Consider the following 18,045-nt stretch of genomic DNA (forward strand, 5'->3'; position numbering starts at 1 on the left):
ACCCTCAGCATCCATCTCACGACCCAGAGGACACACCGCTCATGAATGAACCGACCATCACCTCCTACGCTCAGGCCCCCGCGAAGACCGTCAGGGTCGGCGGCGACACGTTCGCCTACCGCGAGCTGGGACCCAAGGAGGAGATCCCGGTCGTCTTCTTCGTCCACCTCGCCGCGACCCTCGACAACTGGGACCCCCGCCTCATCGATGCGATCGCCAAGACCCGCCGCGTCATCACCTTCGATCAGCTCGGCGTCGGCGCGTCCAGCGGCCGGGTTTCCGACACGCTCGAAGAAGCCGCTGACGACGCGTACCGCTTCATCACGACGGGCCTGGGTTACGCCAAGATCGACCTGTTCTCGTTCTCCATGGGCGGGATGATCGCTCAGGATCTCGTGGTGAAGCACCCCGACCTCGTCCGTCGTCTCGTTCTCACCGGCACGGGCCCCCGCGGCGGCAAGGACATGGACAAGGTCGTCGGCACGACCTATTGGGACATCTTCCGCTCCGTGATCACGCGCTCCGACCCCAAGGAGTTCCTTTTCTTCAACCGAGACACCGCCGGCAAGAAGGCCGGCAAGGCGTTCGTCGAGCGACTCAAGGAGCGCACGGTCGACCGCGACAAGGCGATTTCCAACAAGGCATTCAGCACGCAGCTGAAGGCGATCGTGAAGTACGGCCGCTCCGCGCCGTCCGACCTCTCGGTGATCACGTCGCCGACGCTCATCGCCAACGGGGACAACGACCGCATGGTCCCCAGCGTTCTGTCGGAGGATCTCCACCGCCGCATCGCAGGCTCGGAGCTGATCATCTACCCGAACTCCGGCCATGGCGGCATCTTCCAGTACTGGGAGAAATTCGCGCCCGTCGCCGCGGCGTTCCTCACCGAGCCACGCGCCTGACGCTCCCTCGCGAAGGGAGCGATCGGCGCCTCCGCGCGCTATCCGACGGGGTTGCCCGACAAAACCGCTCGCACCTGCGTGCGAACGACCGCGAGGATATCGTCGACACTCGTCTCGGCCGAAGGCTCCGATGCCATCGCGACCAGGAGCGCCGACGAGATCACGCGCGCCAGGACTCCGGCATCCGCTTCGCTCCGCCCGGCGCGCGCGGCGATCAGCTCGGTGATCGATCGCTCGGATTCGCCGACGATCCTGAGCGCTTCGGCGTGATGCGGTTCGCCGGCATCGCCGAAGATCATCTCGCGCAGGTACGTCCGTCCGTTGTCGACCTGAGTCCGGTTGCAGGCGACGACCGGCGCGAGGAGCGCGAGGACGCCGTCGACCGCTCCGGTTGCGGCGGCCGCGGCGACGCGGCCTTCGTCGAGCGCACGCGCGTAATGCGCGTTCTGCACGAGGAGGAGCAGCTCGCCCTTGGTCTTGGCATACAGGAAGAGGGTGCCGGTGCCGATGTCGGCGGCGTCCGCGATCTCCTGAGTCGTCACGTCATCGACGCCGCGCTCCGCGAACAGGGCACCCGCGGCGGCCACGATGCGCTCGAGCTTCTCCTGCTTGTTGCGCTCGCGCCTACCGACGGGCGATGACGTCACTGACATGTACGCGCCTCCGGGAATAGATCATGAGCAGCCTCAGTTATGAGCGTAGTCGCTAGGAGGTCTGATCCACCCCCGATTCTCTCACCGACGTCCGCCTGATCCCGAACAAGAAAGAGGCACAGCCATGACCGCACTCAACGGAGCCACCGTCCTTGTCACCGGCGCGAACGGAGGAATCGGCACCCACTTCGTGCGGGAGGCACTCGCACGCGGCGCGGCGAAGGTCTACGCCACCGCCCGCACCCCTCGCATCTGGGACGACGAACGCGTCGTCGCTCTTCCGCTCGACGTGACGGACGCCTCCTCGATCGAAGCCGTTGTCGCCGCCGCGCCCGATGTCACGATCCTGATCAACAACGCCGGCGCGTCGCCCGCGAGCGTCGGCATCCTGAACCACACCGAGTCCGAGATCCGCGACAACATCGAAACGAACTTCGTCGGACCGCTGATGCTCGCGCGCGCCTATGCGCCGCTGCTGTCGGCACAGCAGGGCGGGACCGCGATCATAGACATCCACTCGGCGATGGCCTGGTTCGCCGTCGGCGGCATCTACTCGGCCACGAAGGCCGCCCTCTGGTCGGCGACGAACTCTCTGCGCCTCGAGCTGCACCCGGCCGGCGTCCAGGTCGTGGGCGTTCACGTGGGGTGGGTCGATACGGCGATGGCCGCAGGGTCGACGGACCCGAAGCTCGACCCCGCGGTCCTCGTCGCGAAGGTCCTGGATGCCACGGAGGCCGGGGAGTACGAGGTGCTGGCCGATGAGACCTCGGTGCATTTGAAGGCGGCACTGTCCGGTCCGTTCGAGGCGCTGTACCCCGAGCTCGCGAGGTAGCACCGGCCGCACCGTGGAGCGCGCTTACGTGTGGGGTGCCGGCGCCGGCGGGTCCGCCTCACGGGAGGGACCGCCGTCGAAGAACTCCCAGCTCCCCTCGGAGATCACCCGCACGTCCGTGCCCACGACGGCGAGCGCCGTCTGATCGTCGATCGCGTACGACGGTCCGGCGATCTTCGCCGCCCACCGTCGCGCGCTCTCCGTCGTGTTCGACGACCAGCCCGGATAGTCCAGGTGCGGAAAGATCGAGAAGTCGACGAGACCGAGGGTCTCGTCGGCGCCGTCCGGTCGCCACTCGACGAACTCCTCGCCGATGCGCGGTGTGAGCACCATGCTCCCGCCGCTCACGCCGACCCAGACCGTGTCGCGCAGCGACGGGAGGAGCGCCGCAAGACCCGACTCGCGCATCCAGTGCGCCAGGTAGACCGCCTCGCCGCCGTCGACCAACAGGACATCCGCTTCGCGGACCCATGGCATCCATCGCTCCTCACCGACGGTGGGCAGCGCCGTCAGCTCGAGGACGCCGACCGACTTCCAGCCCAGGTCAGCGAAGCGTGCGTCGCCGCCCCACCGGCCTGAGACGGTGCGCCACACACTCTCGGGCGTGCACATCGGGTGCCCCCACTGAGCGGACGGGATCACCAGCGCACGAGCCTCCTCGATCGGCTTGCCGAGCAGCTCGACGAGCGCCGCACGGATGCTGTCGTTCGTGATTCCGCCGGAGGTCAGGAGGAGCTTCACGATTCACTCGATTCGATCGACGAGCGGGTATATGCCGCGGGTAGGTGTCCGGCCAAGGCTAGTTTCCGGGGATCGATGTCCCAAGAACAGCCACCCAATTTCGCGCACGAGACCCGTCCCAAGAGCGGGTGCGCAGCCACACTCGACGATCTCCGATCCGATCGGACCGCGATAGTAGGGTGCCGATCGTGGCGACCGGGAAACGTGGATGTCGAAGGAGGCGGCATGATCGCGGAGCTGAACAGGCTGATTGAGCTGGTCGAAGCTCATCTGGACGACGACCTCGACGTCGCATCGTTGGCGAGGGAACTCGGCACGACCGAGTACCACCTCCGTCGGATGTTCTCGTCGCTGGCCGGGATGCCGCTATCGGACTACATCCGGCGTCGCCGCATGTCGGTCGCGGCAGCAGACGTTCTCGGACCCGACGACCTGCTGAGCATCGCGGTGCGCTACGGCTACGGGTCGACCGAGGCCTTCGGTCGAGCGTTCCGATCGGTGCACAACATCAGCGTCGGTGACGTCAAGCGAGCCGGCGGCCCCCTTCGAATACAACCGCAACTCAGGTTCCGCCTGACCGTCGAAGGGAAAATCACCATGGACACCCGAATCACCGATCGACCGGGCTTCCGCCTCGTCGGGCACGCCACACGCGTGCCCCTCATCCACGAGGGCGTCAACCCGCACATCCAATCGCATATCGCCTCCCTGCCAGTGTCGGAGCACGTGCGCCTCAAGGCCCTGAGCGACACCGAGCCGGCCGGGTTGCTGCAGGTCAGCGCAGACGTCGACCCGGACTACACCGAGGGAAGCGAACTGACCTACCTGCACGGCGTAGCCGTCGCAGGCACGGCCCCGGTGGCCGACGATCTCGACACGATCGAGGTCACGGCCGGTACGTGGGCCGTATTCCGCACCGAAGGCGATTACCCGGCAGCGTTGCAAGAGGCTTGGGCGGCGACAGCGACGGACTGGTTCCCGTCGAACCCTTGGCGGCTCCGACCGGGGCCGTCCATCGTCGCGGTGCTCGACCGTGCCGCCGACTTCCGTACAGCCATCTGCGAGCTGTGGCTCCCCGTGGAACGCGCCTAGACGAGAACGGACCTGCCGATGGTGAGATGTCGGCAGGTCCGTCGACTCACATGCCCGGCGCCATGTCCGCGAACCGCGAATAGTGCCCCTGGAACGCCACCGTGATGGTGTCCGTAGGCCCGTTACGGTGCTTCGCCACGATCAGGTCGGCCTCACCGGCACGCGGCGAGTCCTTCTCGTACGCGGCCTCACGGTGAAGGAGCACGACCATGTCGGCATCCTGCTCGATCGAGCCCGACTCACGCAGGTCGGACAGGGCGGGCTTCTTGTCGGCGCGCTGCTCGGCACCACGGTTCAGCTGCGACAGCGCGATGACGGGAACCTGCAGCTCCTTCGCCATCAGCTTCAGCGCACGCGAGAACTCACTGACCTCCTGCTGACGCGACTCGACGCGCTTACCACTCGTGAGCAGCTGCAGGTAGTCGATCACGACCATCTTCAGACCCTCGCGCTGCTTCAGGCGACGGCACTTCGCACGGATCTCGACCAGCGTCATGTTCGGGCTGTCGTCGATGTAGAGGGGCGCGTCGTTGATACGACCGCGGGTCGAGGCCACCGTCGTCCAGTCGCGCGAGTCGAGGGTTCCCTTGCGCATGCTCTGCAGCGGAATCGACCCCTCGGCGCTCAGCAGACGCATCGCGATCTCGCTGCGCCCCATCTCGAGCGAGAAGAAGATACACGGCGCGTTCGACTTGATCGCGGCGGCACGGGCGAAGTCGAGCGCGAGCGTCGACTTACCCATGGCGGGACGCGCGGCGAGCACGATCATCTGACCCGGGTGCAGACCGTTGGTCAGCTGGTCGAGGCCGGCGAAGCCGGTCGGGATGCCGGTCATCGACCCATCGCGACCGCGAGCGGCCTCGATCTCTTCGACCGCGGCATCCACCGCCATCGTCAGGGGGATGTAGTCCTCCGCGCTGTCGTCGCCCGAGACGTTGTAGATCTCGGCCTGCGCGCTGTTGACGAGCTCTGTCGGGTCGCCCTCGCCCGCGTAGCCCATCTGCACGATGCGCGTGCCCGCCTCGACCAGGCGGCGCAGCAGCGCACGCTCGGCGACGATCGACGCGTAGTAGCCCGCGTTGGCCGCCGTCGGGACGATCGAGGTGAGGGTGTGCAGGTAGTCGGCGCCGCCGGCGCGCTGCAGCTCACCGGTCTTGATGAGCTCGTCGGTGACCGCGACCACGTCGGTCGGCTCGCCGTGCGAGTACAGCGTGAGGATGGCCTCGAAGATCAGCTCGTGCTTCGGCACGTAGAAGTCGGGTCCGCGAAGCGTCTCGATGACATCGGCCACCGCATCCTTCGACAGCAGCATCCCGCCCAGGGCGCTCTGCTCGGCGAGCATGTCGTGCGGCGGGGTGCGCTCCGGCCGGGGCTTGGATCCCCCGAGACGCTCGTCGGCGATGTCGGCAATCGACACAGGCACTCCTTCTCGGTTTCGGACGCACTCCCCCACGGGCCGTCACGCGCACGCGGACGCGGCGGACGAGTCGGGACGACGACCTCGAGCAACATCCAACCCGGGGCCTCCGACATCGACGCGCGTGAAGGGAACGGGTGTGCCCGATGGGATGCACCCACGCTAAGGACGACCCCTCCTCCACGCAAACAGGCCTGTGGATAACTCTGTGGACAGCTTGCGAGAAACGCCGCGATTGCTGTGCACAACTCCTGTGGAGAACTCGGTGGATGATGTGGAAACAGTTTCTCGAAGTGAAGCCTGATCTGGTGTTTATCTGTCCACAGGAAAGCTGTGGGAATCCTGGTTGAAGCATAGGTTGAAGGTTGCTCGACTTGACAAAAGTGTGTGGACAACACGGGGGATAACTTCGGCGAGCAGCTACTGACAACCGCCTCCGCTGTCAAGTTATGTTCACGTGCGGCGTGTCGGTCGGTTCCCCCGCCGACACCGCGTGGTAACTGGGCATTCCCTGAGTCTCTGGCCTTCTCAGCGCGAGAGGCGTAAAGTCGCCGCCCATAGACACGTCATAGGCGAGTGTCTACCGACTTTGGGGAGTCAGACATGGATGCCGCGACCCGGCGAAGCGCGATCCCGGCGCTTCGCGTGCTCGGGTGGGCGTTCATCGCCGCCCTGGCGTGGGTCTTCCTCTCCCTCACTTTCTCGTCGTCGGCGGCGTCCGCGAACGACGACTCCGGCTCGGGTCTCCTCGGTCTCGTCACCGACACCGTGAACAGCACCACGGGAGCGGTCGGCGACACCGTGGCATCCGTGGTCCAGACGGTCGAGCCCGTGACGGCTCCCGTCGCAGCCGTCGTCCCCGCACCCGTGAGCGAGCCGGTCCGCGCGGTCACCGAGACCACGGTCGACACCGTGAACGCCGTCGTCGACACGGTCAACGACACCGCGACGAGCACCGTCGACACCGTCACCGACACCGTGTCGGAGGTCGCCTCGTCGGGGGTCGTCGGCACCGTCGTCACCCCCGTGGTCGACACCGTCGTCTCGGTACCGGTCGTGGGCGGAGTCGTCTCGGGCATCGGCCTCGACGACGTCGTGACCGGCGTGGTCGACACCGTCGACCAGACTCTGCCCGCCGTCATCGGAACCGCGCCGTCCACCGACCCGATCGTGCCCACCCTCCCGGGCGGCGGCACGCTTCCCGGCAGCAGCGTCGACCCCACGACTCCCCCGCAGCCCGACCAGCCGGCCGAGAGCGCGGTGCCGACGGCCGCCGTGGCACCCGCGCCCGCACCCGCGGCTACGGCGAGCGCCGCCGAGCCCACGGCCGCCACCGCGCGCGCCGAAGCCGCAGCCGAGGCGTTCGCCGCCACCGCGGCAGACTCCCCGGGCCACACGTCTGTTCACGGCACCACTCCGCCCGCAGAGGCGCCCGTCGGCTACGGGCTGGGTGATGGCATCCCGGGTTCGTCCTCGGCATCCCTCTCGTCGGGTGCCGGCGGACCCGGCGCCGCGCGTCTCGACGACCGCGCCGGTGCGCCGACCTTCGTTCTTCTCTTCCGCAGCGCACTCGTCGACGACGATCTCCCCGGCGCCCCGGTCTTCTCCACCGACGTCTCTCCCGACTGAGGCGGGCCGCGTCGTGCCCCGGTACGACAGACGGTCCCGCGCGTTTCCGCGCACCCTCACTCACTACTCAGGAGAGAACTCTCATGCGAAAGATCTACTCGCGTGCCATCCTCGGCGCGCTGATCGGCGGCGGCCTGGCCGTCGTCGGAGCCGGCATGGCCAATGCCGCGGAGACGTCGGGCACCGACGGCCTCCTCTCGGGCGATCAGGCGATCATCTCGGTCGACCTGCCCGTCACCATCGGCGGCAACGCCGTGTCGGTCCTCGGCGACAGCCACAGCGAGGATGCCACCACCTCGGCACCCGCGTCGCAGCCGGCGCCCGAGGCCACCACTGACGGAAGCGACAGCCTCCTCGGCGGCAACCAGGGCCTCATCTCGGTGGACGTCCCCGTGACCATCGGCGGCAACGCCGTGTCGGTCATCGGTGACAGCCACACCTCGGATGCCGAGACCTCGGCCCCCGCGGAAGAGACCGCCCCGCCCGCGGAGGAACCCGCTGCCGCTCCGGTCGTCGAGACCGACGGCACCGACAGCGTCGGCGGCGGCAACCAGGCCGTCCTCCCCGTGTCGGTGCCCGTGACCATCGGCGGCAACGCCGTGTCGGTCATCGGTGACAGCCACTCGGAGGATGCCACCACCACCGGCGGCACCACCACGGGCAGCACCGGGGACGTCACCACCGACGGCGGCGACAGCATCCTCGGCGGTAACCAGGTGATCGCCCCGATCTCGGCGCCCGTCACCATCGGCGGCAACGCCGTGTCGGTCATCGGCGACAGCCACAGCGAGGACGCCACCACCACCGGCGACACCACCACCACGGGCGGCACCGGCGACGTCACCACCGACGGCACCGACAGCCTCCTCGGCGGCAACCAGGTCATCGCCCCGATCAGCCTGCCCGTCACCATCGGCGGCAACGCGGTCTCCGGAATCGGCGACAGCACGTCGGAGAACGCCACCACCACCGGCGGCGGCTCGGGCGGCCTGCTCGGCGACGTCACCACCGACGGCGGCGACAGCCTCCTCGGCGGCAACCAGCTGATCATCCCGATCGCCCTGCCCATCACCATCGGCGGCAACGCGGTCTCGATCATCGGCGACAGCACCACGGAGGGCTCGGAGACGGGCACCCCGGGAACGCCCGGAACCCCCGGAACGCCCGGAACGCCCGGAACGCCCGGCACCCCCGGCACCCCCGGAACGCCCGGCACCCCCGGTACCCCCGGCACGCCCGGGACCCCCGGCACCCCGGGCACGCCCGGCACCCCCGGCGCCCCGGGCACGCCCGGCACCCCGGGCACGCCCGGCGTGAACGGCACGGTCGCCTCGGTGTCGTCGGCTTCGGCGGTGTCGTCGATGGCCGCGCCCCAGGGCGCGCTGGCCGTCACCGGAGTCAGCGGCGGCATGATGTGGGGCCTGCTCAACGCAGCTCTGATCCTGCTCGCCCTCGGAGGGGCGCTGGTCATCCGCCGCCGCCTCACCACCTGACACCCGTCCGGGAGGGGCTTCGGCCTCTCCCGACGGGGCACCGGATGCCATGGCTCATTGGGGGCGTGGCATCCGGTGTCCGGCATGTCCGGGGTCAGTCGCCGTCGGAGCCCCCGCCGCGCGACGACGGCGGGAGGAGATTCGGCCAGGGGAGGACCGAACGCGCCCGCGGCGTCCTCCCTCCGCCGAATCTCCGCCGCTCGCCGCGCGTGCGCGCGCAGCCGCCGCCGCGCGCGGCGCACCGACCTCAGTCGGCCAGGCGCCAGTCCTCGAAGCTGAACCCGGGCGACACGAGGCAGCTCACCACGGCTTCGGCATCGTCGACGAGCCGCGCCGACTGCCAGACGCCGGCGGGGACGGTGGCCTGCAGCCGCTCCCCCGCGGCCAGGTCGGTGCCGAGCACCACCGTCTCCGTCAGCTCGGGGGAAGGCCCGTCGCCGCCGAACGACAGCGCGAGGCGCCCCGGACCGTGCCACAGCCACACCTCGTCGCTCGTCACGACGTGCCACGCGCTGTGCTCGCCGGGGGTCAGCAGGTAGTGGATCAGCGTCGCCGCGGGACGCGCGCCCGCGGGGGTGTCGACCGCGTACGTCCCCGTCCACATGCGCCGGAACCAGCCGCCCTCGGGGTGCTGCGCGAGGTCGAGCAGTCGGGCGGTGATGGGACGGTCGTCAGTCACGGGACACTCCGGTCTCTCGGGCGAAGACGGCGGATGCGAAGCGCACCTCGCCGTCGATGAGGGTCGCGGCCGCGCGCCCGGCGCCGTCGACCACGAGGTGCTCGATCATGTCGTCGGGCGCGGCCACGTCGCCGTCGAAGAACGCGAGGTCGGCCACGGCGCCGACGGCGAGGTATCCCGTGCGCTGCGGGCCGGTGTCGAGTCCCATCGCGTGGGCGCCCCCGAGCGTCGCCGCGCGCAGCAGCAGCGCCGACAGGTCGCGGTGGGCATAGCCCTGCGCCCGCGCGAGGCGGTGCAGCGCCGCGACATCGGACAGCAGATCCAGCGACGGCGACGACGACAGCGAGTCGGTGCCGACGGCGAGCGCGTTGCCCTCGACGAGGTATGCGGCCACGGGCGGCTCGTCGAGACCGATCACGGCGTTCGACCGCGGACACAGGGCCACGGTGGTCCCCCGCTGCCGCAGAATCGACCGGTCGCGGGCCGTCATGTACACGCCGTGGGCGATGTGACAGTCGGGTCCGAGCACGCCGAGCTCGTCGACGAACTCCGTCGCCCCCGTGCCGAAGCCCTCGTCGCGCAGTGCCTGGAAGCTCGCCGGACGCCGCTCGCGCCACGGCAGCGCCTCGCCCTGCTCGCGTTCGAACGCCGCCTCGCCGAGGTGGATGTGCAGGCGGCTCCCCCGCTCCCGCACGATGTCGGGGATCTCCAGCAGCGGCTCGACGTCGAGCGAGTACGGGGCGTGCGGCGACAGTCCGGTGCCCGGCGGCGACGGCAGCGCATCCAGCCGCGCCTCGACCTCGGCCCTCCCCCGCTCGGCCCACGCGGCGTTGGTCCAGCTCATCACCTCCCAGTAGGTGATGCCGTGCAGCCGTGCATCGTGCAGCGCCGAGGCGGCCTCGACGTCGGTAACGATGTCGGCCACCGCGGTCGTGCCGGCGGCGATCATCTGCGCCGCGCCCGCCCTGGCATCCGCCGCCCAATCCAACCCCGACTCGTAGACCGGCTCGAACGCCGCGGCCCACTCCTCGAACCCGGCGTACGACCCGCGCCCGACCTCGGCCATGCCCGTGTACTGCAGATGCGAGTGCGCGTTCACGAGGCCGGGGGTCAGGATGCCGGGCCAGTGCACCTCGTCGAAGTCCACGCCGCGCTGGCGCAGCTCGTGCCGCACCCACTCGCGGTCGCCGACGTGGCGGATGCGGCCGCCGGCGACGGCGATCGCCCCGTCGACGATGGGCGGAGCGGTGATCGGGACGACGAGGGATGCCGAATACAGCACGACCCGCGGGCGCTCGGGTGCGCGATCGACGGTCATGCCGTTCAGCCTAGGGACGCGGTGTGACGGCCGCGTGTCGTGGGCACCGGGCGGTGCGCCGGTCTCCTCACGGTTCGGGGCGGATTCCGTGCTCTGGGGCGCACAATTCACGCCCCAAAGCACAGAGCGCGCCCCAAACCCGCAACCGCCGCCCCGGCCCCAGCCCCCGCCCGCGAACGCAGAACGGCCCCGGTCCGCCGAAGCGGGACCGGGGCCGTTCTCAGACGCGAATTACTTCGCGGCGACCACCTGGAGGGTGATCACGGCGGTGAGGTCGTCGCGGAGGCGAACGGTCGCCTCGTGCTCGCCCACCGACTTGATCGCCGAGGTGATCTGGATCTTGCGCTTGTCGAGCTCACCGAGACCGGCGGCCTTGACCGCGTCGGCGACGTCGCCCGTCTTGACGGAACCGAAGAGACGACCCTCGGCACCGGCCTTGACGGCCAGCTTGACGGTGTTCGACTCGAGCGTGTTCTTCAGGGCCACGGCCTCTTCGTGGTCGTGGATCGCGCGGGACTCGCGAGCGGCGCGGATCGACGCGACCTGCTTCTCGCCACCGCGGCTCCAGGCCACGGCGAAGCCCTGCGGGATGAGGTAGTTGCGGGCGTACCCGTTCTTGACCTCGACAACGTCACCGGCGCTACCGAGCCCGGTGACCTCATTCGTGAGAATCAGCTTTGCCATCGGGTGCTCCTTAGCGGCCGGCGCCGGCGTAGGGCAGGAGAGCCATCTCGCGCGCGTTCTTGATGGCGCGGGCGATCAGGCGCTGCTCCTGCACGGAGACACCGGTGATACGACGGGCGCGGATCTTCCCGCGCTCCGAGATGAACTTGCGGAGGGTTGCGACGTCCTTGTAGTCGATGACGCCGACGCGGATCGCCTTCGCGGGGGCGGCGTTCTTCGCGCCCTTCCGCGGCTTGCGGCGGTCGCCAGTGGCCTTTCCAGCCATGCTTCCTTCTTTCGTGTGGATTCGGATGCCGGGGGCTTTCGCGTCGCCCGGGCTCGGCATCCGGAATGTTGGGGTTCGTCACGCCGTGAGGCGTAGCGAGATCAGAACGGGGTGTCGTCTCCGTAGGAACCGGGAGTGCTCCACGCGTCGGCGCCGCCGCCCTGGTTCGACCCGGGGGTCGACCACGGCTCGTCGTTCGACTGCTGCACCTGCGGGCGTCCGCCGCCGCCACCGCCGCCGCCCGAAGAGGCAGCGCGGGTGACCTGAGCGGTCGCGTAGCGGAGCGAGGGGCCGATCTCGTCGACCTCCAGCTCGATCGAGGTGCGGTTGTTGCCCTCGCGGTCCTGGTACGAGCGCTGCTTCAGGCGACCGGTCGCGATGACGCGGGACCCCTTCGTCAGCGATCCGGCGACATGTTCGGCGAATTCGCGCCACACCGAGGCGCGCAGGAAGAGCGCCTCGCCGTCCTTCCACTCGTTCGCCTGACGGTCGAACGTGCGGGGGGTCGACGCGATGGTGAAGTTCGCCACGGGCAGACCGTTCTGCGTGTAGCGCAGCTCCGGGTCGGCCGTGAGGTTCCCCACGACGGTGATGACGGTTTCGCCGGCCATCGTCGTTACTTCGCAGCCTTCTCGGCGGACTCGACCTTGCGGGGAGCGGCAGCCTTGCGGGCGGCCTTCTCCTCGGAGCGCTTCGCCTCGGCGGCGACCTGCGCGATGGCCTCTTCCGCACGGAGGACCTTGGTACGCATGATCTGCTCGCTCAGCTTCAGCTGGCGGTCGAGCTCCTGCGTGGCCTCGCTCGTGGCGGTGAAGTCGACGACGGCGTAGATGCCCTCGTTCTTCTTCTTGATCTCGTAGGCCAGACGGCGGCGTCCCCAGACATCCACCTTCTCGATGGTTCCCCCATCGTTGGTGATGACCTTGAGGAACCCGTCGAGCTTCGGAGCGACCTGGCGCTCGTCGATCTCGGGGTCGAAGATGACCATGAGTTCGTACTGGTGCGTCACTAACCCACCTCCTTCGGACTAGAACGGCTGACGGGCATTTCCCGGCAGCAGGAGGGTGTGGTGCACGTCGTCTCGGACTTACACGCGCATGGGCGTCGCCAGACAACCTTCATAGTCTAACGGATGCCACCCCGCAGCGGGAATCGAGCTTCGGCGCCGCGCTCGGTAGCGTGGGGCCATGAGCGGCACGACGCTGGACACCTCCGCCCTGACGCAACCGGTCTCCCGCGCGGAGGTGCGGCAGTTCACCGCGCAGCTGCGCCGCGAGGGGAAGCTCACCAGCGTCGTCGTCACGACCATCGGTTTCGTCGTCGTCGGTGGCATCCTGCTCGTCTCCGCGTCGCTGATGGCGGCCGTCGTGAGCTTCGGGCTGTTCGCCGACGAGGGCCGTCCGAACCCGATCGGCATCGGCTTCCTCCTCTTCTTCGTCGCCGTGATCGCGGTGATCGCGTACGCGCTGATCGTGATGTTCCGCGGGCGGGCGACGCGCCGCTACCGGATCGCGCACTTCGCCGCGGCGAACGGGATGACGTGGTTCCCGACGGTCCCGAACCCCGCCCTGCCCGGCATGATCTTCAGCGAGGGCCACTCCCGCGAGGCCACCGATGTCGTCCACGGCCCGCGTCCCCGCTGGGTCGAGGTCGGCAACTACACGTACAAGACCGGGTCGGGGAAGAACGAGCAGACGCACAAGTGGGCGTACGTCGAGCTGCGGCTGGACACCCCGCTCCCCCACATCGTCCTGGATGCCGTGGGCAACAACGGGCTGTTCGGGGTGTCGAACCTGCCGGCGATGTTCTCCCGCGACCAGCGCCTGAGCCTCGAGGGCGACTTCGACCAGCACTTCGCGCTGTACTGCCCGAAGGGCTACGAGCGCGACGCCCTGTACCTCTTCACGCCCGACGTGATGGCGCGGTTCATCGACAACGCTGCGGCCCTCGACGTCGAGATCGTCGACGACCGCCTCTTCCTCTACGCGCGGCGCGAGCTGTCGACCACCGACCCGGCGACGTGGGAGTGGATCTTCGGAACGGTGGATGCCATCGACGAGAAGCTCGGCCAGTGGGCGCGGTGGCGCGACGAACGGTTGCCCGCGGCCGCCGCCCCCGTGGCATCCGGGATTCCGCTGCTCACTCCCCCGCCCGCCGGCGTCGCGCCCGAGGGCCGCCGGCTGCGCCGTGGCTTCTCGTGGATCGGCGGCGTGATCGCGGTGCTGGCGATCGGCTGGTGGCTGTTCTCCGTGGTGTCGGACATCTTCCTGCGCTGAGCGGCGGTTCCGCGCTCCGGAGCTTCGGGCCGTGATCGGCGCCGTGGCGGCCGGTCGGCGGCACCCAGCGGCCAGCGGTCCGGAGCGCGGGACGCGCGAAACTCCTGACTTTCGTCACCGCACCGCGCCGAACCGCCCGGAACGACGGGCGTACCCGCGAAAACTCAGGAGTTTCGCCCGGGCGGGGGCCTCACACCCCGCGCGTCGACCGCCACAGCTCGCGGCGGGACTCCTGCGCGACCGGGTCCGGCACCGGGAGGGATGCCAGCAGCCGCTTCGTGTAGTCGTCGCGGGGCTCCGTGAGCACCTGCACCGTCGTGCCCTGCTCGCGGATCACGCCCTGGCGGAGCACCACGATGCGGTCGGCCACCTCATCGACGACCGCGAGGTCGTGGCTGATGAAGAGGCACGCGAAGCCGAACTCGCGCTGCAGTTCGGCGAAGAGCTGCAGCACCCGCGCCTGCACCGACACGTCCAGCGCCGAGGTCGGCTCGTCCGCGATCAGCAGCTTCGGGTCGAGCGCGAGCGCGCGGGCCAGCGAGGCACGCTGGCGTTGGCCGCCCGACAGCTCGTGCGGGTACCGGTCGCCGAACGCGGTCGGCAGCTGCACGGCATCCAGGAGCTCGTCCACGCGCGCCCGCGCGGCACGGGCGCCCGACGCGCGCCCGTGCACGAGGAGCGGCTCGGCGATGCACTCGGCGATGGTCAGGAGCGGGTTGAAGCTCGTCGCCGGGTCCTGGAAGACGAACCCGATGTCGGGGCGCGTCTTCGCCAGCGTGCGGGGCTTCGCACCGCGCATCTCGGTGCCGAGCACCTTCAGCGACCCGCCGACGACGGAGGTGAGTCCCACCATCGCGCGGCCGATCGTGGTCTTGCCCGAGCCCGACTCCCCCACCAGGCCCAGCACCTCGCCGGGACCGATCCAGAAGTCGACGCCCTTCACGGCGATGACGCCGGGCGAACCGAAGCGCCCCGGGTATCCGATCTCGACCTTCTCGGCCACGACCAGGCTGCCCTCGGGCGGCGCGGTCGGGGCCGGGGTGTCGAGCGACTGCTGCGCGCTCTTGCCGCGGCCGACGTGCGGCACGGCGGCGAGCAGCTCGCGCGTGTACTGCTGCTGGGGCGCGGCGAACAGCTCGCGCACGGGCGCCTGCTCGACGATGTCGCCGCGGTACATCACCACGACGCGGTCGGCGAGGTCGGCGACCACGCCCATGTTGTGGGTGATGAGCACGATCGTCGCGCCGAACTCGTCGCGGCACGTGCGCAGCAGGTCGAGGATCTCGGCCTGCACGGTGACGTCGAGCGCCGTGGTCGGCTCGTCGGCGATGATGAGCCCGGCGTCGAGCACCAGCGCCATGGCGATCACCACGCGCTGCTTCTGTCCGCCCGAGAACTGGTGCGGGTAGTCGTCGACGCGCTTCTCGGGATCGGGGATGCCGACCCGGCGCAGGATGTCGACGGCCTTGGCCTTCGCCTCGGACTTCGACAGCTTCTCGTGCGCGCGGAGGCCCTCGGCGATCTGCCAACCGACGGTGTAGACGGGGTTCAACGCCGTCGACGGCTCCTGGAACACCATCGCGGCGTCGCGCCCGCGCATCGCCCGCAGCTGCGCGTGCGTCGCGTGCACGATGTCGGTTTCCTCGCCCTCGCGGCCGCGGACGATCACGGCGCCCGACAGGGTCGCGGTCTCGGGCAGCAGCCCCAGCAGCGTGTTGGCGGTCACGGTCTTGCCCGACCCCGACTCGCCCACGATGGCGAGGACCTCGCCGGCGTGGGCTTCGAGCGAGATGCCGTTGATGGCGGCGACGGGCTCGCCGTCGGTGGCGAACGCGACCCGGAGATCGTCGATACGGGCGACGGACTCGGCGGTGCCGGTCATGCGGGACTCCCGTCGGAAGGGGTGGATGCCGGGGACCCGGCGGGGGCGACGGTCGCCGGGGCCGCGGGCGGGAGCGGCGCGGGGGCGTTCCGCGCCCGGCGGCGCGTGCGCAGCCGCGGGTCGCTGAGGTCGTTGAGGCTCTCGCCGACGAGCGTGATGCCGAGCACGGCGAGCACGATCGCGACGCCCGGCGGGATGGCGGTCCACCAGATGCCGCTGGTGACGTCGCTGACCGAGCGGTTGAGGTCGTAGCCCCACTCGGCCGCCGCGGTGGCCTCGATGCCGAAGCCGAGGAAGCCGAGGCCCGCGAGGGTCAGCAGCGCCTCCGAGGCGTTGAGCGTCACGACGACCGGGAGCGAGCGCGTGGAGTTGCGCAGCACGTGACGCAGCAGGATGCGCGCGGTCGGCACACCGATCACGCGGGCCGACTCGACGAACGGTTCGGCCTTCACGCGCACCACCTCGGCGCGGATCACGCGGAAGTACTGCGGCACGAAGACGACCGTGATCGAGATGGCGGTGGCGAGGATGCCGCCCCACAGCGTCGACTGTCCCTTCGTGATCGCGATCGACATCACGATGGCGAGCAGCAGCGACGGGAACGCGTAGATCGCGTCGCAGAGGACCACCAGGACACGGTCGATCCAGCCGCCGAAGTAGCCGCTGACCAGGCCCAGGAAGATGCCGAGGAAGATCGAGAAGGCGATCGCGCACAGGATCACCAGCAGCGCCGTCTGCGCACCCCAGATCACGCGGGAGAGCACGTCGTACCCGCCGACCGTCGTGCCGAGGAGGTTCATGGCGTTCGGAGCCTGCTGCGTGCCGAATTTCGTGCCGCCCGCCTCCTGCTGCGAGAAGCCGTAGGGCGCGAGGACCGGCGCGAGCACGGCCGTCAGCACGAACACGGAGGTGATCACGAGACCGATCACGAGCATGGTGCGCTGGAGGCCGACGCTGCGGCGCAGGTGCGAGATGACCGGCAGGCGGTCGCGCAGCGGAACCTTGCGCGCGGTCAGGGCCGCGGGGGCCGTGGCATCCGTCATGTCAGTACCTCACTCGCGGGTCGATGATCGCCGCGATGACGTCGACGAGGAAGTTCGTGAAGGCCACCAGCACGGCGATCATGACGACGATGCCCTGCACGGCGACGAAGTCGCGCGCCTTCAGGTACTCGCTGAGCATGAAGCCGAGGCCCTTCCACTCGAACGTGGTCTCGGTCAGCACCGCGCCCGAGAGCAGCAGGGCGATCTGCAGACCGATGACCGTGATGATCGGGATGAGCGCCGGGCGATAGGCGTGCTTGGTGACCAGGCGGTACTCCCCCACGCCGCGCGACCGCGCCGACGTGACGTACTGCGCGCCGAGCGTGCCGATGACGTTGGTGCGGACGAGCCGCAGGAAGATCCCGGCGGTCAGGATGCCGAGGGCCAGGCCCGGCAGGATCGCGTGGGTCAGCACGTCCCCCACCGCGGCGCCGTCGCCGAGGCGGATGGCATCCAGGAGGTAGATGCCGCTGGGGTTGTCGAGGCCCTGGAGCTTCAGCTCGGTGCGCGTGCTCGCGCGACCGGCGACGGGCAGCACGCTCAGCCACACCGAGAAGACGAGCTTGAGCAGGAGGCCGACGAAGAAGATCGGGGTGGCGTAGCCGAGGATCGCGCCGATGCGCAGCACCGCGTCGGGCCAGCGGTCGCGGCGGTAGGCGGCGAGGAGGCCGAACGGGATGCCGATCAGCAGGGCCACGATCAGCGCGTAGATCGCCAGCTCGAGGGTGGCCGAGCCGTACTGCAGCAGGATGCTGAGGACGGGACGGTTGTCGGTGATCGTCGTGCCGAAGTCCCCGCGCAGGATGCCGCCGATGTACTCGAAGTACTGGATGTACAGCGGACGGTCGTACCCTGCCTCGGCGATGCGCTGCGCCAGCTGCTCGGGAGGGAGGCGTCCGCCGAGGGCGGCGGTGATCGGGTCGCCCGTGACCCGCATGAGCAGGAACACGACGGTCACGAGGATGAAGACCGTCGGGATGATCAGCAGGAGTCGGATGAGGATGTAGCGCCAGAGGCCGCCGCCCTTCGGGGCGACGGGCGCGGCGATGACGGGGGCGTCGACGGCGGTGGCCATGGGTACCTAACGAGGAGGAACGCGGCGGGTGCCCGGCCCCGCGAGGGACCGGGCACCCGCCCGT

Annotated in this window: 18 protein-coding genes; 6 read left to right on the plus strand and 12 right to left on the minus strand. The window is 69.8% G+C overall.

The genetic code is table 11. The features are described 5' to 3' along the window. The first annotated feature begins 41 nt into the window (after positions 1–41). Positions 42–902 carry an alpha/beta hydrolase gene (locus BGO45_RS12680; RefSeq protein WP_292694791.1) on the plus strand — a complete coding sequence of 287 codons (861 nt, stop codon included), beginning with the start codon at positions 42–44 and terminating at the stop codon, positions 900–902. Between the two features lie 38 nt (positions 903–940). Here the strand turns inward: BGO45_RS12680 and BGO45_RS12685 are convergent, their stop codons facing one another. Then, positions 941–1,555 carry a TetR/AcrR family transcriptional regulator gene (locus tag BGO45_RS12685; protein WP_292694792.1) on the minus strand — a complete coding sequence of 205 codons (615 nt, stop codon included), beginning with the start codon at positions 1,553–1,555 and terminating at the stop codon, positions 941–943. A 124-nt stretch (positions 1,556–1,679) separates the two neighbouring features. Between BGO45_RS12685 and BGO45_RS12690 the strand changes: the two genes are divergently transcribed. Continuing rightward, entirely contained in the window at positions 1,680–2,387 is a 708-nt protein-coding gene (locus BGO45_RS12690) for an SDR family oxidoreductase (RefSeq protein ID WP_292694794.1), read from the plus strand. Between the two features lie 24 nt (positions 2,388–2,411). Here BGO45_RS12690 and BGO45_RS12695 read toward each other — a convergent pair whose 3' ends face one another. Next, entirely contained in the window at positions 2,412–3,128 is a 717-nt protein-coding gene (locus tag BGO45_RS12695; RefSeq protein ID WP_292694795.1) for a Type 1 glutamine amidotransferase-like domain-containing protein, read from the minus strand. Positions 3,129–3,353: 225 nt separating this feature from the next. On the opposite strand from BGO45_RS12695, the gene BGO45_RS12700 reads away from it, so the two are divergent. Next, on the plus strand, positions 3,354–4,220 hold the full coding sequence (locus tag BGO45_RS12700; RefSeq protein ID WP_292694797.1) for an AraC family transcriptional regulator: 867 nt from the start codon (positions 3,354–3,356) through the stop codon (positions 4,218–4,220). A gap of 46 nt (positions 4,221–4,266) precedes the next feature. Here the strand turns inward: BGO45_RS12700 and dnaB are convergent, their stop codons facing one another. Then, positions 4,267–5,562 (minus strand): replicative DNA helicase, encoded by a 1,296-nt coding sequence (gene dnaB, locus BGO45_RS12705; RefSeq protein ID WP_366515019.1) that lies wholly within the window; start codon positions 5,560–5,562, stop codon positions 4,267–4,269. 678 nt (positions 5,563–6,240) lie between these two features. Here dnaB and BGO45_RS12710 point away from each other — a divergent pair. Together BGO45_RS12710 and BGO45_RS12715 are read left to right on the plus strand one after the other, a co-directional pair. Then, positions 6,241–7,266: a hypothetical protein gene (locus BGO45_RS12710; RefSeq protein ID WP_292694801.1), complete on the plus strand. Its 1,026-nt coding sequence runs from the start codon at positions 6,241–6,243 to the stop codon at positions 7,264–7,266. 83 nt (positions 7,267–7,349) lie between these two features. Further along, positions 7,350–8,759: a chaplin family protein gene (locus BGO45_RS12715; RefSeq protein WP_292694803.1), complete on the plus strand. Its 1,410-nt coding sequence runs from the start codon at positions 7,350–7,352 to the stop codon at positions 8,757–8,759. Between the two features lie 247 nt (positions 8,760–9,006). Here the strand turns inward: BGO45_RS12715 and BGO45_RS12720 are convergent, their stop codons facing one another. From BGO45_RS12720 to rpsF, 6 genes are all read right to left on the minus strand, one after another. Next, the gene (locus BGO45_RS12720; protein ID WP_292694805.1) at positions 9,007–9,438 is read right to left on the minus strand and encodes a cupin domain-containing protein; all 432 of its coding nucleotides are present in this window, start codon (positions 9,436–9,438) and stop codon (positions 9,007–9,009) included. Continuing rightward, on the minus strand, positions 9,431–10,756 hold the full coding sequence (locus tag BGO45_RS12725; RefSeq protein WP_292694806.1) for an amidohydrolase family protein: 1,326 nt from the start codon (positions 10,754–10,756) through the stop codon (positions 9,431–9,433). Before BGO45_RS12725 ends, BGO45_RS12720 begins: the two co-directional genes overlap by 8 nt. 231 nt (positions 10,757–10,987) lie before the next feature. Next, positions 10,988–11,440 carry a 50S ribosomal protein L9 gene (gene rplI, locus BGO45_RS12730; protein WP_022879874.1) on the minus strand — a complete coding sequence of 151 codons (453 nt, stop codon included), beginning with the start codon at positions 11,438–11,440 and terminating at the stop codon, positions 10,988–10,990. A gap of 10 nt (positions 11,441–11,450) precedes the next feature. Next, the gene (gene rpsR / locus BGO45_RS12735; protein WP_013584646.1) at positions 11,451–11,705 is read right to left on the minus strand and encodes a 30S ribosomal protein S18; all 255 of its coding nucleotides are present in this window, start codon (positions 11,703–11,705) and stop codon (positions 11,451–11,453) included. 101 nt (positions 11,706–11,806) lie between these two features. Further along, positions 11,807–12,316, minus strand: coding sequence for a single-stranded DNA-binding protein (locus tag BGO45_RS12740; RefSeq protein ID WP_076492801.1), 510 nt, complete (start codon positions 12,314–12,316; stop codon positions 11,807–11,809). A gap of 5 nt (positions 12,317–12,321) precedes the next feature. After that, a complete protein-coding gene (gene rpsF / locus BGO45_RS12745; RefSeq protein WP_022879872.1) occupies positions 12,322–12,714 on the minus strand; it encodes a 30S ribosomal protein S6 in 393 nt (130 codons plus the stop codon). Positions 12,715–12,892: 178 nt separating this feature from the next. On the opposite strand from rpsF, the gene BGO45_RS12750 reads away from it, so the two are divergent. Next, entirely contained in the window at positions 12,893–13,981 is a 1,089-nt protein-coding gene (locus tag BGO45_RS12750; protein ID WP_292694813.1) for a hypothetical protein, read from the plus strand. A 190-nt stretch (positions 13,982–14,171) separates the two neighbouring features. Here BGO45_RS12750 and BGO45_RS12755 read toward each other — a convergent pair whose 3' ends face one another. Genes BGO45_RS12755 through BGO45_RS12765 form a run of 3 tightly spaced genes read right to left on the minus strand, consistent with a single transcriptional unit; the run spans position 14,172 to position 17,981 of the window. Next, a complete protein-coding gene (locus BGO45_RS12755) occupies positions 14,172–15,863 on the minus strand; it encodes an ABC transporter ATP-binding protein (protein ID WP_292694815.1) in 1,692 nt (563 codons plus the stop codon). After that, on the minus strand, positions 15,860–16,906 hold the full coding sequence (locus BGO45_RS12760) for an ABC transporter permease (protein WP_292694817.1): 1,047 nt from the start codon (positions 16,904–16,906) through the stop codon (positions 15,860–15,862). Before BGO45_RS12760 ends, BGO45_RS12755 begins: the two co-directional genes overlap by 4 nt. Before the next feature lies 1 nt (position 16,907). After that, positions 16,908–17,981 carry an ABC transporter permease gene (locus tag BGO45_RS12765; RefSeq protein WP_292694818.1) on the minus strand — a complete coding sequence of 358 codons (1,074 nt, stop codon included), beginning with the start codon at positions 17,979–17,981 and terminating at the stop codon, positions 16,908–16,910. Between the last annotated feature and the right edge of the window lie 64 nt (positions 17,982–18,045).

The sequence above is a fragment of the Microbacterium sp. 71-36 genome (genome assembly GCF_001898305.1).
Lineage (GTDB): Bacteria > Actinomycetota > Actinomycetes > Actinomycetales > Microbacteriaceae > Microbacterium.